Source organism: Kribbella sp. NPDC051620 (assembly GCF_044453825.1).
GTDB lineage: Bacteria > Actinomycetota > Actinomycetes > Propionibacteriales > Kribbellaceae > Kribbella.
Window position 1 is genome coordinate 982305 of sequence record NZ_JBITDB010000002.1, and the last position, 15532, is coordinate 997836.

A 15532-nucleotide genomic window follows, 5' to 3' on the forward strand; every position below is an offset into this window, starting at 1 on the left:
GGAAAGCAAGCCCTCAGGAGGCTGATCGATGACTGTCACACCCACCCCTGTCACGGCCGCCGGCACGGTGCTGGCGCTACGGGGTGTCTCCAAGCGCTTCGGCGCCGTCCAGGCTCTGAAGAACATCGAGCTGGACGTGCGCGCTGGTGAAGTGCTCGCCCTGGTCGGCGACAACGGCGCCGGCAAGTCGACGCTGGTGAAGACCATCGCCGGCGTCTACACCGCCGACGACGGCACCATGGTGTTCGACGGGCGGGAGGTACGGGTGCACAGCCCGGCCGAGGCTCAGCAGCTCGGCATCGCGACCGTGTTCCAGGACCTGGCCCTGTGCGACAACCTCGACGTCGTCGCGAACCTGTACCTGGGTCGCGAGCTGCGCAAGGGCAAGGTGCTCGACGAGGTCGAGATGGAACGCTCCTCCTGGGAACTGCTCCGGCAGCTGTCCGCCAAGATCCCCAGCGTCCGGATCCCGGTCGCCAGCCTGTCCGGCGGTCAGCGCCAGACCGTCGCGATCGCCCGCAGCCTGCTCGGCCAGCCCAAGGTCGTGATGCTCGACGAGCCGACCGCCGCCCTCGGCGTGGCGCAGACCGCCGAAGTACTGAACCTGGTCGAGCGACTCCGCGAGCGTGGTCTCGCGGTGATCCTGATCAGCCACAACATGGCCGACGTGATGGCGGTCGCGGACCGGGTCGCCGTACTGCGCCTGGGCCGCAACAACGGGGTCTTCAACGTCGCCGAGACGAAGTCCCAGGACATCATCGCCGCGATCACCGGTGCCACGGACAACGCAGTCTCCGAGCGCGCGGCGCGCCGGACCCAGCAGGAAGGTTCCGCATCATGACCACCCCGGTCGACGGATCGCAGGCACCCGTGCAGGACGCCGTGCCCGAGACGCACGATGCGGCCGCACTGCCCGCCGATCTCCAGGACGAGCGCCTGATCGCCAGCCACGGCATCAGCGGCGCGGTCTCCGCCTTCACCTCGCGGCTGCGCTCCGGCGACCTGGGCTCGGTCCCGGTCGTGGTCGGCCTGATCATCATCTGGGCGGTCTTCCAGATCTCCAACAGCTCCTTCCTGACCAGCCGCAACCTGGTCAACCTGACCCTGCAGACCACCTCGGTCGGAGTCATTGCCCTCGGCATCGTTCTGGTCCTGCTGCTGGGCGAGATCGACCTATCGGTCGGCTCGGTCAGCGGTCTGGCCGCCGCGGTGCTGGGCGTGACGTTCGTCAACAAGGGCTGGCCGCTGGTCCTGTCGCTGGTGGTCGGCGCGGTGATCGGCCTGGCGATCGGGTTGTTCTACGGAGCTCTCTACACCCGGTTCGGCGTACCGAGCTTCGTGATCACGCTGGCCGGTCTGCTCGGCTTCCTCGGTCTGCAACTGCTGGTGCTGGGCAAGGAAGGCACGCTGAACATCCCGTTCGACTCGGGCATCGTGAAGTTCGCGACCCAGGACTTCCTGCCGCCGGCGGTCGCCTACGGGCTGGTCGCCGTGGTCGTCGCCCTGTACGTCGTCAGCCGGCTGCGCAGCCGCAACGCCCGGTCGAAGGCCGGGCTGTCCGCCGCGCCCACGTCGATGATCGCGATCAAGGCGGTCGCGCTGGCTCTGGTGCTGTTCATCCCGGTGATGGTGCTGAACGGCGACCGTGGTGTCTCGGCGATGTTCCTGCTCTTCGTCTTCTTGGTGGTGGCGACGGACTTCATGGTCCGGCAGACCCGCTGGGGCCGCTCGGTGCTGGCGGTCGGCGGCAACGTCGAGGCCGCTCGCCGGGCCGGTATCAACGTCCGGTTCATCTATCTGTCGGTCTTCGCGGCCTGCTCCACCTTCGCGGCCGTCGGTGGCATCCTGGGTGCGGCCCGGCTGATCGCGGTGAACCAGAACAGCGGTGGCGCGGACACCAACCTGAACGCGATCGCCGCCGCGGTCATCGGTGGTACCAGCCTCTTCGGCGGCCGCGGTTCGGCGTACTCCGCACTGCTCGGCGCGCTGGTGATCATGTCGATCAACAACGGCCTGGCGCTCCTCAGCCTCGACTCCAGCGTCCGCTACATGGTGACCGCCGGCGTCCTGCTGATCGCCGTCACCATCGACTCCCTCAGCCGCCGCAGCCGCCAGGCGCACGGCAGGGCATAACCCGGTGGGCTGCTACCTGATCCCCTGCTCGGTAGCAGCCCGCCGTTCCAACGAACGGATCGCCACTCCCCGCCCGGGGTGGCGATCCGTTTCTTTTTGCCTGTACTAGCGGGAGTTCACCGCACGGGTGGCGACCAGCGCGCCCCGGCGTACCGCGCGTTCGACGGTCCAGCGGCGGGCGGCGAAGTCGGCTGAGGGCAAGGAGATCGCGACCGAGGCCAGTACCGCGCCCGCGCTCGATCTGACCGGGGCGGCCAGACACGTCAGGCCGTCCTGGAACTCGCCGATCTCCAGCGCGACGCCGGACAGCCGGACCTTCTCCAGGTGGCTCTCCAGCTGGGCGCGATCCGTCAGGGTGCTGGCGGTGCACTGCCGCAGGCCGACGCGGTCGAGGTAGGCGCCGCGATCCTCCGGGGTCATCGCGGCGAGCATCACCTTGCCGAAGGCGGTCGCGTGCGCCGCCTCGTGGAAGCCGATGTCGAGCACCTGGACGCGCGGCCGGCGCTCCGAGTCGACGACGTGCGCGACCACCACGTCCACCTCGCGGTAGACGGCGTAGTACGCCGCCGCGTCGGCCTCCAGGTGCAACCGCCGGACAGCAGCCGCAACCAGCGGTCGTACCTCCAACTGCCGCTCCAGCCCTTGCTCGAGCAGCCGCACCCTGTACCCCAGCCCGTACCGATGATCCTGCGCGAGATGCACCAGATACCCGGACTCGGTCAACGTCGCCAGCAGGTGATACGCCGACGGCAACGCCAACTCCAGATGAGCCGCGATCTCCTTGGCAGTAACCCCATCCTTGCTACCAGCAACAAACTCCATCGCCCGCAAGGCTCTGGAGACAGACTGCACCGTCCCCGCCACCGGCTGACCGCGCATCCCGCCCGGCGCACCGGTCGAGAGCGCGGCTCCTCCTCCGCCGCCGGCGGAGTCGAGGTGGGAGGGCGAGGTCTTCACGAGTGACAGCCTGCCCCGAACGACTTCGGCAAGGCGCAGTTGTCTCAACTTGAGACGATCACCTGGTCCACGTCGGCGGGGCGGGGGAGGTTGTAGCGGACTGAGAGGAGGCCTCGGCAGAGGCCGGAGTTGCCTTCGATGCTGATTCGGGTGGTTTTGGCCATCCGGAGTTGGAGTGGGAGGTCCAGCTGGGTGATGGGGGTGCCGTCGTCGTGGAGGAGGAGGGGTGCGTCGGGGCCGGACGGGAGGTTGAGGTCGTTGCGGCGGCGGGTCAGGCGGTCGAGGTCTTGGCCGGCGCAGGCGTCAGCAAGCGACGCGCTCGCCAGGTCGGATACGGACCAGCCTTGTTTGACCAGGTGCGAGGCGACCTGCTCCTGGCAGGCGCGGTGGGCCTTGCGCTGGAAGGTGATGCGCAGTTCCTCCAGCTCATCGTCGGCCAGCCCAGGGAACGAGCCGGCAAAACCCCGTCCGCCCGCGACGCCGGCGTTGATCTCGTCGGAGGCGAAGTGGTCGAGCAGGCGGATCACCAGGTTGCGCACGCCCGGGACGGCCGCGACCGCGTCGTACGCATCCGCGACCATCAGATAGGCGAAGTTCGGCGCGCAGAAGTACGTCGGCAACCGCAGCTCCACGGTCAGCACGGCCGGCTCGGACAGTACCGCCGACACGAACCCGAGCTCGGTGATCGGCGAGTCCAGCTCGGGATCCCGTACCGTCCCCAGCGCCGCCCAGATCGAGTCGTCCACCCCATCCGGCCGGACCTTCAGCCCACCATCCGGCCCACCGGTCGGCCCGCCAGCCAGCCCACCGGCCGGCCGCGTGGTCGCCGGTGCGGCGGCGGGAAGATCGGTGGCCATCAGGCGACCGACACGGGTTCGGAGCCGACCGCGCCATCGGGCGATTCCGGCAGCCGCAGCTCAACCGGTACTTCGATCCCGTACAGCTTGGCCGCGTTGAGCCCGAGGATCTTCTTCTTCACCTCGACGGTGAGCTCGGGGTACTCGGTCAGCTCGGCCGGGTACTGGAAATCCACGAACCGCTCGATCAACCAGGCCGGCGTCCAGATCGCATAGTCGCTGGCGAAGGTGATCCGATCCGGCCCGATCCAGTACAGCAACTCCCCGAGGATCTGCGCGAAGTACTTCGGCCGGCTGTGGATGAACGGCATCGCCACCGCCAGCCCGCCGTACACGTTCGGCTCCTGGGTCGCGATCCAGCAGAAGTCCTCGAGCCGCGGCAGCCCGACATGCTCCACGATGAAGTTCAGCCCGGGAAAGGCCGAGGCGACCTCATCCACATCGGCCACGTCGAACGCGTCCCGGTTCAGCGGATAGATCGTCGGGCCCTTGTGGATGTGGATGTTGCGGATCCCGAGCTCCTCGCACCTCTCCAGGTACCGGTACGACCAGGGGTCGGTCAGCTTCCAGCCCTTGGAGTCACCCTTCCACTCGGCCGTGTAGAGCTTCACGCCCTGCAACTCCCACCGCTCGGCGAGGTCGGCCAGCTTGGCCAGCCCGGCTTCGCCGTCGCGCGGATCCCAGGCGCCGTCCACGATGAACTTGTCCGGGTGCTTCTCCGCGATCGCGCCGTCCTGCTCGGTCGTGTTGAAGCCGTTGACGTAGAAGTCGGTCAGGTACGTCGGCTGGAAGATCGCCCGGTCGACATATCCGTCGGTGAACAAATCCTTGATGATCCGCTCCTCCGACTGTTTGTGGAACTCCTCCAGCGTCCACACCCTGTCGGCCGGCGACAGGTTGCGGTGGTAGTCGTAGAAGCAGTTGATGAACCCTTCGCCGTACCGGTTGGCCTGGTTGGCCGGCGTCGCGTCCCACGCGTGCACGTGCCCGTCGACGATGAAGTAGTCGTTGCCGTCCTTGCTGTACATGGAAAAGCTCCTTCAGCTCGTCAGGATGGCGCGGCCGCCGGGCACCCGGCCGCCGTCGAGATCGTCCAGCGCGGTCAGCGCGTCGGCCAGCGAGTACTGCTTGGTGGCCAACTTGACCCGGCCCTGCGCCGCCAGCGTCATCAGGTCGTCCAGGTCGTTGTAGGAGCCGACCAGGTTGCCGATCACGTTGATCTCGCGGGAGATGATGTCGATCGTCGGTACGTCGACCTTGCCGCCGTACCCGATCACGAAGTACGAGCCGGAGTTGCGCGTCATCGCCACCCCGTCGGCCTCGGTCCCGTGCTCGCCGACGAAGTCGAGCACCACCTGCGCGCCCTCACCGCCGGTCTGGTCGAGTACCGCCGCCACCTGGTCGCCGTCGCTCAGCACCGTGTCGTGCGCCCCGAGCTTCGACGCCTTCTCCAGTACTTCGGCCGACCGGTCGACCACCGTGATCCGGGCCGGCGTCATCGCGACCAGGCACTGCAGCCCGATGTGGCCCAGTCCCCCGGCGCCGATCATCACGATCCGGTCGCCCGGATGCACCAGCGGCACCGCCTTCCGGACCGCGTGGTACGCCGTCAGCCCCGCGTCAGCCAGCGCCGCGACATCGGCCGGCGCCAACCCGTCGTCGAGTTTCACCACCGAGCGGATCGAGGTCCGCAGGTACTCCGCCATCCCGCCGTCCCGGTTGATCCCGGGGAACTCGGAGTTGCGGCAGTGCACATCGTCGCCGGCCCGGCAGGCCCGGCAGAGTCCACACGTCACCAGCGGGTGGAGGATCACCTTGTCGCCCACCGTCACCCCGGTCACCGCCTGGCCGACCTCGACGATCGTGCCGGCGTTCTCGTGGCCGATCACGTACGGCAGCTCGACCCCGGACTTCTCCGCCCACTGCCCTTCGATGATGTGCAGATCGGTCCGGCAGACCCCCGCGGCGTCGACCTTCACGATGACGTCGAGCGGCCCTTGCAAGGCCGGATCGGGGATGTCGTCGAGGGTCGGAGGTTTGCCGTACTCATGGACTCTGACAGCCTTCACCGTGGCCACTTCCCTACTCTTCGGCGGATCGGTGCTCCGATGCTGCCGATCCGCCGGCCACGGCGAAAGAGCCGTTATCGCCTTCCGATAACGCAGAAATGTGCGGCGGAGTGATCCGCGGTGTACTCCCCTCAAGCACGGCGAGCAGGATTGAGCGGGTCTCGGTCGTCGTTGTCCAGGAGGTACCGGATCTGGTGCTCGACCAGGCGGTCGCCGCGCTGCCGGGCGTCCTCGATCAGCTCCAGCCGGATCCGCCGCCCGGTCCAGAAGTCCCCGAGTGCCATCGCCAGATCCGACTCGTAGGCGCCCATCAGCACCGCCACCCGCACCCTGGGCGACTTCTCGAACCAGGTCCTGGCGACATCGAGCAGGCGGCGCGCCTCGGCCAGATCCCCCTGTTTGATCGCCATCGAGGCCAGCAGACAGTCGACCTGAGCCTCGAAGAAGCCGCTCCGCAGCAGCCGGCAGACCTCGCGGCAGCGGGTCAGCCGAGCAGCGGCCTCGTCGTACTGCCCGCTCTCGACCAGCACCTCGGAGGACAGGATCAGCGCGTAGATCTCGTGCATGGTGTCGCTCGGGACGACCTCGAGGACCTCCCGGTACCAGCGGTCGGCGGAGGCATAGTCGTGCCGCTCCGCGCTGTTGGAAGCGAGGTTCCGGACCACGGCCGGCCTCAGCTCGGCCGGCCCGGCGCGGTGGTCGATCAGCTCCAGCGCCTCCTCGAGCGCCTCCCGGTCGCGGTCCAGCCTCAGGTCGTGACGGGCGTGGTTCGCCACCTGGATCAGGCCCCTGACCTGCAGCTCGACCGACTCGATCGCGCGCGCCTGGGTGACCACCCGCTCCGACATCGCCAGCAACTCGGCCGCACTCCCCTCGTACGCCGGAATGAGCCCGAGGTCGACCCGCAACGCCAACTCAATCGCGTCACTCCGCCGCAACGCGGGCTCGATCGCGTCACTCCCCCGCAACGCGGGCTCGATCGCGTTGCTCCCCCGGAACGCGGGCTCGATCGCGTCGTCACCCCGCAAGGCGTCCCGGATCGCTTCGAGCATCCCGATCCGCTGCTCCCGCTGGTCGCTGACCACGTAGAAACCGTTGATCCGCAGCCCGAGCCAGGCGGCCAGCTCGATCCGGCCGGTCCCGAGGCAGGCAGCCACGGCCGCGTCGATCAGCGGCCAGGACTGCTCGAACCACGCCATCGGATCGGCGAGGATCGACGCCTCGGTCTCCGGCAGTACCGGATGGTCCGGATCGGGCAGCGCCGCCGCCAGCGTGACGCCGTGAGCGGCGTTGCTGTCGGCAAGCACCTCGAGTTTGTACACGGCCTCCAGGTACCGCCTGAGCGACTCGTCCGCCCCAGTGGCGGCGGCGAGTTGCTCGGCCGCATAGGCACGGACCAGGGCGTGCATCTTGTAGCGCTGTTCGGTGACGAGCTCGACCAGGCCGAGGTCGACCAGCCGGTCGAAGATCGCGGCGCCGGCCGACTCGTCGCAGTCGAGCAGCGGCGCGGCCACCCAGGAAGGGAACTCGGTGACGCCCACCAAGGACAGCCGCGCCAGCAGGTCACGAGCATCCGGATCGGCCAGGGCAAGCGTCCGGCCGAGACTGGTCCGTACCGCGAGGTCGCCGGCCACCATCGAGTCGAGACGCTGGTCGTCGTCGGCGAGGGCGCCGGCGAGTTGCGGCAGGGCGTCGTCACCCGACAGGGCGAGGCGTGAACCGATGATCCGCAGGGCCAGCGGAAGGCCGGCGCACTCGTCGGCGACGGCGGCGAGGGTCGACTGCTCGCGCAACGTCCGCCCGATCAGCCGGGCCAGCAGGCCGCGGCTGGTCAGTGGGTCCAGCGGGAGCACCTGGCGATGAACCGCGTCGGTCAGCTCCGGCAGGGGTTTGCGCGAGGTGACGATCGCCGCGCAGCGGGCGCCGGCCGGCAACAGCGACGTCACGGTCTCAGCGTCGAGCGCGTCATCGAGGACGACGAGTACCGCGCGGTCGGCGGTCAGCTCGCGGAACGCCTGCTCGCGGTCGGCCAGCGTCGCCGGGACCTGGGAGTGCTCGAGCCCCAGGGAGCGAAGCATCCGGCCCAGCAGTGTCCGGGCCGGCAGCCCTTCTCCGCCGACGTCCTGAAGTCGCGCCAGTAGTTGACCGTCGGGGAACTGCTCCGCAACCAGGTGCGCTGATCGCGTTGCTGCCGCGGACTTGCCTACTCCGGCGCCGCCCCAAAGGCAGTACACCGCAGGCCGCTGGCGCGCGGGGGTCGTCAGCACCCGCACCACGTCAGCCAGTAGATCGTCGCGTCCCACCAGCAGGGAGATGTCGACCGGTAGCTCTCTGGGCACGGCGCTCTCGGCTCGTGGCATCGCTGAGAGTCGAAGGCTCGGGTCGTCGCGCAGGATCGCCAAGTGGAGTCGCCGCAGCGCCGGTGCCGGGTCGAGTCCGAACTCCTCAGCCAACCGCATGGCACCATCCACGTATGCCTGCAACGCCTCGGGTTTGCGGCCGGAGCGATAGAGGGCGGTCATCCAGGCGAGCATCAGGCGCTCGCGCTCGGGATGTTGCCGGACGAGGCCGGCCAGCTCGGCTTCGACCTCGGCATGCCGGCCGGCTTGCAGATCCGCGTCGACCCGGTCCTCGACGGCGGACGCGTGCTCCTCGACCAGGCCCGCGGTCAAGCGGTCACGAGTGGCCTGCGGCGTCAGATCTGCCAGCGGGTCACCATGCCAGAGGTCGAGGGCCCGGCGCAGGCCATCGGCCCGGAGTACCGGATCGGACTCCTTGCGCGCCGAAGCCAGTTGACGACGGAAACGCTCGACGTCGATCGAGTCGGGGGCTACCTGTACGGCGTACCCGGCGGCAGTGCTGGTGATCGTGATGCCGGGCAGCGCCTTGCGCAGGCGAGAGAGGTAGACCTGCAAGGAACCGCGGGCATCGGCCGGCGGGTCGTCCGGCCAGAGCAGGTCGACCAGCTCCGCGAGCGGCACCGACTCATTTGCCCTCAGCAACAAAATGGCAAGCAACGACCGCTCCTGCCGGCGCAGCGGCGCTGCCTGCCCGCCCACCTCGATTGCCCCCAGCAAACGAAAGTCCATGGCTGAACAGTAGTGTCCCGCAAGCGGCGTCGCTCGAACGATAGCGGTGTCCAGGTGCGTGCATCGCGGTGCTTGAGCAGTGGCCTCGATGCGGAGCATCGTGGGCGCTGGGCAAGTGCCGTGAGGTGCGTGCCTGGGCGCCGATAGCGTCGAGCGACGCCGCTTGCGGGACACTGGACGCCCTGCCGACGAAAATCTGTCGGCAGGGCGTTCCTGTGGACAACTAGGCCGTGGCTGCGGTCAGGTCGACCTTCGGTTCGGCGAAGTGGCAGGCGGCGGCGTGGCCGGGGCCGGACTTCGGCTTGCCGATCAGCAGTGGCTCCTGGGTGGTGCAGATGTCCTCGGCCTTCCAGCAGCGGGTCCGGAACCGGCAACCGCTCGGCGGGTCGATCGGCGACGGCACGTCACCGACCAGCCGGATCCGCTCCTTCGGCGGGGTGCCGCGGATGGTGCCCAGATCGGGAGCGGCCGACAGCAACGCCTGCGTGTAGGGGTGCTGCGGCGCGTTGTAGATCTGGTCCCGCGGGCCCTGCTCGACGATCTTGCCCAGGTACATCACCGCGACCTCGTCACAGAAGTGCCGGACCACGCCGAGGTCGTGCGCGATGAAGACGAAGGCGATGCCCAGGTCGCGGCGCAGGTCCTCCATCAGGTTCATCACCTGGGCCTGGATCGACACGTCGAGCGCGGAGACCGGCTCGTCGGCGATGATCACCTCGGGCTCCACCGCGAGCGCCCGGGCGATCCCGATCCGCTGGCGCTGACCGCCGGAGAACTCGTTCGGGTACCGGTTGTGGTGCTCGGGGTTCAGCCCGACCCGCTCCAGCAACTCCTGCACGCGAGCCAGTTCCTGACCCTTGGGGACCAGGTTGTGCACGCGCAGCGGCGTGGTCAGGATGTTGCTGACCGTCTGCCGCGGGTTCAGCGAGCTGTACGGATCCTGGAAGACGATCTGCAGCTGCCGCCGGAACGGGCGCAGCTGCTTCTCCTTCATCCGCGCGATGTCCGTGCCCTTGAACAGGATCTGGCCGGCCGTCGGGGTCAGCAGCCGGGTGATCATCCGGCCCGTCGTCGACTTGCCACAGCCGGACTCGCCGACCAGGCCGAGGCTCTGGCCCGGCAACAGGTCGAAGCTGACCCCGTCGACGGCCTGGACTACCTTCTTGGTCCGGCCGAACCTCGCCGCCTCCTTGATCGGGAAGTGCATCTTGAGGTCGCGGATCTGCAGCAGCGGGCCGGCGGTGGCGTCCACCGGACGCGTTGTGTCGCTCATCTCTCTCCTCAGCCCAGTCTCGGCGCGACCTCGGCCTCGTAGATCGAGGCCTTGTCGTGCAGGTGGCAACGGGACGTGTGCGCGGCGGCACCGTCGACCGGAAGCAGCTCGGGCAGGTCGGTGGTGCAGCGTTCGCCCTTCACCCGGTCCTTGTAGAGACAGCGCGGGTTGAACGAACAGCCGTCCGGCAGCGCCAGCAACGACGGCGGCAGACCCTTGATCGGGCGCAGCTTCTCGCTGGCCGCCGAGACCGTCGGGATCGACTCCAGCAGACCCCAGGTGTAGGGCATCCGCGGCCGGGCCAGTACGTCCTCGGCCGTGCCGTACTCGACGCAGCGGCCGGCGTACATCACCAGGACGTCGTCGGCCATCTCGGCCACCACGCCCAGGTCGTGCGTGATCAGCACGATCGCCGAGCCGAACTCCTTCTGCAGCGTGTTCAGCAGGTCCAGGATCTGCGCCTGCACGGTGACGTCGAGCGCGGTGGTCGGCTCGTCGGCGATCACCAGCTTCGGGTCGTTGACCAGGCCCATCGCGATCATCGCGCGCTGCCGCATACCGCCGGAGAACTCGTGCGGGTACTGCTTGTACCGGCGGACCGGGTTCGGGATGCCGACCAGGTCGAGCATCTCCAGGGCGCGCTTCTTCGCGACGTCCTTGGACACCTTGTGGTGCACCCGGTACGCCTCGCTGATCTGCGCGCCGATCGTGTAGAGCGGGTGCAGCGACGACTGCGGGTCCTGGAAGACCATCGCCATCGCGTCGCCGCGGACCTTCATCAGCTCCGACTCCGGCAGCCCGACGAGCTCGTCGCCGCCCAGCCGGATCGAGCCGGTGATGGTGGTCCGCTTCGGGTCGTGCAGCCCCATCACAGCCATGCTCGACACCGACTTGCCGGATCCGGACTCGCCCACGATGGCGAGCGTCCGGCCCAGCGGTACGGCGTAACTGAGCCCGTTCACGGCGCTGACCACACCGTCCGCGGTCGGGAACCGCACGGTCAGGTCCCGCACCTCGAGGTACGGCGTCTCACCGCTCGGCGTCAGGGTCGAGCGCCGTTCCCGGGTCGCGACCGTCGGGTTGCGGCCGGTTCCGTTGAGCACTGGTTCCTGCGTCGTCACGCGAGCCTCACTCTCGGGTCGATCACGCTGTAGGCCACGTCGACCAGGAAGTTCATCGCGACCAGGATCACCGAGGAGATCAGCACCGTGCCCATGATGACCGGCAGGTCGTAGTTCTTCAGGCTCTCCAGCACCAGGTTGCCCAGCCCGGGCAGGTCGAAGATCCGCTCGGTGAAGATGGCGCCGGCCAGGCTGGTGGCGATGTCCAGACCGAAGATCGTGACGACCGGGATCAGGCCCGATCGCAGCGCGTGTTTGTAGGTCACCACCCGGTCGGACAGGCCCTTGGCCCGGGCCGTCCGGATGTAGTCCTCGCTCAGCGTCTCCACCATCGAGCCGCGCGAGTACCGGGCGTACTGGGTGCAGCTGTAGACGCCGAGCACGAGCCAGGGCGTCAGCAACCCGGTGAACCACTTCGCCGGGTTCTCCGTCAACGGCGTGTAGCCGCCTCTGGGCAGGATCGGGTAGAGCACGGTCAGGTAGAGCGACAGCATCAGCGCGACGATGTAGTACGGGATCGAGCTGAGCATCAGGGTGCTGCTCATCAGCACCCGGTCAGCGGTGGTACCGCGGCGTTTCGCGGCCATCGAGCCGACCGTGACGCCGACCGTCAGCACGATCACGGCGTACCCGAGGACGAGAGAGACCGTCACCGGCAGCCGGCTGGACAGCATCTCGGTGACCGGCCGGTTGCTCTTGAAGGAGAAGCCCAGACAGGGTGCCTTGCAGTCCTGCACGACCCCGGAGGTGGTGAAGGTGCGGCCGGCGAAGATCCCGGCCGTGTACTCGGCGAACTGCTGCACCTTGGGTCGGTCCAGGTGCAGGTTTTCCTTGATGTCGTTGTACCGCTCCTGGGTGCAGTTGCGGTCACCACAGATCGCCGCGGCCGGGTCGGTCGGGGCGACGAAGAACAACGCGAAGGTCGCGACCAGCGTGACCAGCACGACACTGAGCGCGCTCACCAGCCTGCGCGCCACGAAGTAGAGCACGAGGTTTCTCCTCACCGGTCGGGGTGGCGGCCGGACCGTTGTCCGGCCACCACCCCTTCATTCAGATCAGACGACTGCCTGGGGCAGAACCGATCAGGGCTGCTTCAGGAACAACGAGGTGAACTCGGGCATGCCCTGGGTCGGGTCGTTGACCGCGTGACCGATGTTCTTCCCGACCGGGAAGGCGCTGGCCGCGTAGTACAGCGGGACCGACGGCAGGTAGTCCTGCATGATCATCTTGTCGACCTTGCTCCACTCCTTCAGCTGCTCGTCCGGGCTGAGTCCGGCGACGCGGTCGATCTCGGCGTCCAGCTTCGGGTCCTGCAGCTGGCCCTGGCTGTTGCCCAGGGCAATCGCGTCGGACTTGTAGAGCACCGGGAACCAGCTGGTGCCGGTCGGCCAGTCGGAGCACCAACTGCCCGGGGCCTTGCCGATGTTGACCGGAGCGTCCTGCTTGCCGATCAGGGAGCGGATCTTCGCCGACGGAACCCCGATGGTACGAACCTTGAAGCCGGCCTTCTGGAAGTACTGGGTCCGCAGCGAGTTCACCTGGGTGAGGATCGGGTCGTCGTTGGAGTAGTACCAGCTGAGCTCGAAGTTCTCCTTGCCCAGGTCCTTCAGCTTGTCCTTGACCTTCTGCGCGACGGCCGGGTCGGCGGCGCCCCTGCCCTTGCCGTTCAGGCCGGGGAGTTCGTACTTCACGAAGCCCGGGACGGCCGGCGGCAGGTAGGTCGAGGCCGGGATCGCGGTGTCCGGGGTCAGGCCGGCGACCTTGCGCCAGTCCTCGAACGGGTACGCCTCGGCGATCAGCTTGCGGACGTCGAACGGGATCTTGCGGGTGTCCATCGAGAAGGTGTACACGCACGGCGAGTCACCCCTGATGATCTGCGTCGGGTCCTTGACCTCGTTCAGCAGCGACGCGTCCAGGTTGGTGTAGTTCAGCGCGTTGGCGTCGGTGCCGCTGCTGGCCAGGACCTGCCGCTGGACCTTGACCCGGTCTTGGGCGAACTTGAAGTCGAAGCCGTCGACGTACTGGTGCCGGACCGGGTCGGTCGCCGGGTCCCAGTAGGTGTTCTTGACCAGCTTCAGCTCCGCGCCCGGGGTCAGCGAGGCGATCTTGTACGGGCCGGTCGCCTTCGGCTTGAGCTCGTACTCCTTCTTGGTGTCGGCCTTCTCCGGGATCGGCGTGAACAGCGGGAACGCCGCGTAGAACGGCAGGTCGTCGAACTTCTTGGCCAGGTGGATGACCAGGGTCGAGTCGTCCGGCGTCTCGACGCCGGCGTAGTTCTTGCCGTTCGGGCCGTACGGGCCCTTGTAGGTCTCGCCGTCCTTGAAGAACTGGATCTGGTACGCCGGGCCGCCGTCGAACAGGTCGTGCGCGAACGACCGCTTGATCGCGTACGCGTAGTCGACCGCCCTGACCGGCGTGCCGTCGTCGTACTTGATGCCCTTCTTCAGCTTGAAGGTCCAGGTCAGGCCGTCGGCCGACTTGGTGCCCAGGTCCTCGGCGAGGTCCGGGACCAGGATCGGCTTGTGCGTCTTGTCGTCCAGCTTGTACTGCGTCAGTGCCCGGAAGTACAGCTTCTCGATCTGGGTGCCGTCGACGTAGTAGGTGTCGGTCGGGTCGAAGTTGTCGGGGACGACGTCGGACAGGACGGAGATGGTCCCGCCCTTCTTGGCCCCTTCGATCTCCGGCGCCGGGCCCTTGGCGGTCGCGTCGGTCGCCTTGACCTGCGCGCCGCCGATGGTGGCGTCGCTACCCGGCTTGTTGCTCGCCGACGGGCTGCCGCAGGCCGCTACGGCCAGCATGACCGTCGCCGTCACCGCGGTGATCCGTGTCCACTGCATTGTCGTGATTCTCCTTTTCTGCCGCTGGGGCAAACGCCGGGCTACCGACGAGTCTTGGGGTCGAAGGCGTCGCGCACCGCGTCACCGAGCAGGGCCAGCGCGAGCACCAGGATGGTGATGCCCAGCACCGGCAGCCACAGGTAGAGCGGGTCCGCCTTGAACCAGTTGGTGGCGTTGGCGATCGTCTGCCCCCACGACGGTTTCGGCTCGATCAGCCCGACGCCCAGGAAGGACAGACCCGCCTCCGCCGTGACGTAGGCCGGCAACGCGAGCGAGGCCGAGATGACGATCGGGGCGACCAGGTTCGGCAGCAACTCCTTGAACAGGACCTGCCAGGTCGGTACGCCGATCGCCTTCGCGGCCAGCACGAACTCGCGCTCGCGCAGCGACAGCACCTCACCGCGGATGATCCGGGCCAGCCCGGCCCAGCCGAAGAACGAGAGCACGAAGATCAGCACGTAGAACCGGGTCGACGACTGCTCGGCCGGCGTGAGGTTGAACGACCCACCACGCAACGACTCCACGATCGGCACCATCGCGATCGCGAACAGCAGGTAGGGCAGGCTCAGCACGAAGTCGATCACCCAGGAGATGATCCGGTCGACCCAGCCGCCGAGGAAGCCGGCCAGCAGACCGGCCACGACGCCGACGACGGTGCCGATCACGGTCGCGACGAACGCGACGATCAGCGACGGCTGCGCGCCGTACACCCAGCGGGCGAAGTTGTCCCGGCCGGTCTTCGGCTCGACCCCGAACCAGTGCTGCGCGTTCGCCAGGATCGTCGGATAGCCGAACTCGTCCACGAGCTCGGTGTGGAAGGTGCCGACGTCGGCGCCCTCGAGCTTGGTCAGCAGCGGCGCGAAGATCGCGACCAGGATGAAGAAGACGACCAGTGAGGCGCAGACGATCGCGACCCTGTCCTTGCGCAGCCGGTCCATCGCGATCCGGGTCGGGGACTTGCCGTGCGCCACCGACGCCGGACGGACCGGCTCGGCCGACGACGGGTGGTCCTCGATACCTACGGTCGAGTCGGGTGACCCAATACTCATGCGTGCTCCGTCAGCTGGTCAGCCAGAAATCCGAGGGGGGCAGGATCGGCGGCGGTCTGTGGATCGTGCCGAGCCTTTGCTCCGGGGGGCCATGCAGCCAAATTCGCTTGACAAGGCCGGATCGTCCGGAGCCGCGCGCTAGCCTGC

General features: G+C 68.2%; 12 protein-coding genes. 2 read left to right on the forward strand and 10 right to left on the reverse strand.

Annotated features, from left to right (window positions below):
* The first annotated feature begins 28 nt into the window (after window positions 1-28).
* Window positions 29-841, forward strand: coding sequence for an ATP-binding cassette domain-containing protein (locus tag ACIA12_RS11765; RefSeq protein ID WP_396366886.1), 813 nt, complete (start codon window positions 29-31; stop codon window positions 839-841).
* Window positions 838-2133 (forward strand): sugar ABC transporter permease, encoded by a 1296-nt coding sequence (locus tag ACIA12_RS11770; RefSeq protein ID WP_396366887.1) that lies wholly within the window; start codon window positions 838-840, stop codon window positions 2131-2133. Before ACIA12_RS11765 ends, ACIA12_RS11770 begins: the two co-directional genes overlap by 4 nt.
* Window positions 2134-2238: 105 nt before the next feature.
* Here the strand turns inward: ACIA12_RS11770 and ACIA12_RS11775 are convergent, their stop codons facing one another.
* The 10 genes from ACIA12_RS11775 to ACIA12_RS11820 form a co-directional block, all read right to left on the reverse strand.
* Entirely contained in the window at window positions 2239-3090 is an 852-nt protein-coding gene (locus ACIA12_RS11775; RefSeq protein ID WP_396366888.1) for an IclR family transcriptional regulator, read from the reverse strand.
* 44 nt (window positions 3091-3134) lie between these two features.
* Complete coding sequence (locus ACIA12_RS11780; protein ID WP_396366889.1) at window positions 3135-3947, reverse strand: iron-sulfur cluster assembly protein; 813 nt, start codon at window positions 3945-3947, stop codon at window positions 3135-3137.
* Window positions 3947-4975 (reverse strand): amidohydrolase family protein, encoded by a 1029-nt coding sequence (locus ACIA12_RS11785; protein ID WP_396366890.1) that lies wholly within the window; start codon window positions 4973-4975, stop codon window positions 3947-3949. The genes ACIA12_RS11780 and ACIA12_RS11785 overlap by 1 nt, the downstream gene beginning before the upstream one ends.
* 12 nt (window positions 4976-4987) lie before the next feature.
* The gene (locus ACIA12_RS11790) at window positions 4988-6016 is read right to left on the reverse strand and encodes an NAD(P)-dependent alcohol dehydrogenase (protein ID WP_396366891.1); all 1029 of its coding nucleotides are present in this window, start codon (window positions 6014-6016) and stop codon (window positions 4988-4990) included.
* Window positions 6017-6147: 131 nt separating this feature from the next.
* The gene (locus ACIA12_RS11795; protein ID WP_396366892.1) at window positions 6148-9105 is read right to left on the reverse strand and encodes a BTAD domain-containing putative transcriptional regulator; all 2958 of its coding nucleotides are present in this window, start codon (window positions 9103-9105) and stop codon (window positions 6148-6150) included.
* 223 nt (window positions 9106-9328) lie between these two features.
* On the reverse strand, window positions 9329-10378 hold the full coding sequence (locus tag ACIA12_RS11800) for an ABC transporter ATP-binding protein (protein WP_396366893.1): 1050 nt from the start codon (window positions 10376-10378) through the stop codon (window positions 9329-9331).
* Window positions 10379-10386: 8 nt separating this feature from the next.
* Window positions 10387-11499 (reverse strand): ABC transporter ATP-binding protein, encoded by a 1113-nt coding sequence (locus ACIA12_RS11805; RefSeq protein WP_396366894.1) that lies wholly within the window; start codon window positions 11497-11499, stop codon window positions 10387-10389.
* The gene (locus ACIA12_RS11810; protein ID WP_396366895.1) at window positions 11496-12488 is read right to left on the reverse strand and encodes an ABC transporter permease; all 993 of its coding nucleotides are present in this window, start codon (window positions 12486-12488) and stop codon (window positions 11496-11498) included. Before ACIA12_RS11810 ends, ACIA12_RS11805 begins: the two co-directional genes overlap by 4 nt.
* Before the next feature lie 93 nt (window positions 12489-12581).
* A complete protein-coding gene (locus tag ACIA12_RS11815; RefSeq protein ID WP_396366896.1) occupies window positions 12582-14336 on the reverse strand; it encodes an ABC transporter substrate-binding protein in 1755 nt (584 codons plus the stop codon).
* Between the two features lie 41 nt (window positions 14337-14377).
* Window positions 14378-15385 (reverse strand): ABC transporter permease, encoded by a 1008-nt coding sequence (locus ACIA12_RS11820; RefSeq protein ID WP_396366897.1) that lies wholly within the window; start codon window positions 15383-15385, stop codon window positions 14378-14380.
* Window positions 15386-15532 lie beyond the last annotated feature (147 nt).

Coding starts and splice junctions, on each gene's coding strand:
- ACIA12_RS11795 (WP_396366892.1), bottom strand. CDS start 9,105: ATGGACTTTCGTTTGCTGGGGGCAATCGAGGTGGGCGGGCAGGCAGCG.
- ACIA12_RS11780 (WP_396366889.1), bottom strand. CDS start 3,947: ATGGCCACCGATCTTCCCGCCGCCGCACCGGCGACCACGCGGCCGGCC.
- ACIA12_RS11800 (WP_396366893.1), bottom strand. CDS start 10,378: ATGAGCGACACAACGCGTCCGGTGGACGCCACCGCCGGCCCGCTGCTG.
- ACIA12_RS11815 (WP_396366896.1), bottom strand. CDS start 14,336: ATGCAGTGGACACGGATCACCGCGGTGACGGCGACGGTCATGCTGGCC.
- ACIA12_RS11770 (WP_396366887.1), top strand. CDS start 838: ATGACCACCCCGGTCGACGGATCGCAGGCACCCGTGCAGGACGCCGTG.
- ACIA12_RS11820 (WP_396366897.1), bottom strand. CDS start 15,385: ATGAGTATTGGGTCACCCGACTCGACCGTAGGTATCGAGGACCACCCG.
- ACIA12_RS11785 (WP_396366890.1), bottom strand. CDS start 4,975: ATGTACAGCAAGGACGGCAACGACTACTTCATCGTCGACGGGCACGTG.
- ACIA12_RS11765 (WP_396366886.1), top strand. CDS start 29: ATGACTGTCACACCCACCCCTGTCACGGCCGCCGGCACGGTGCTGGCG.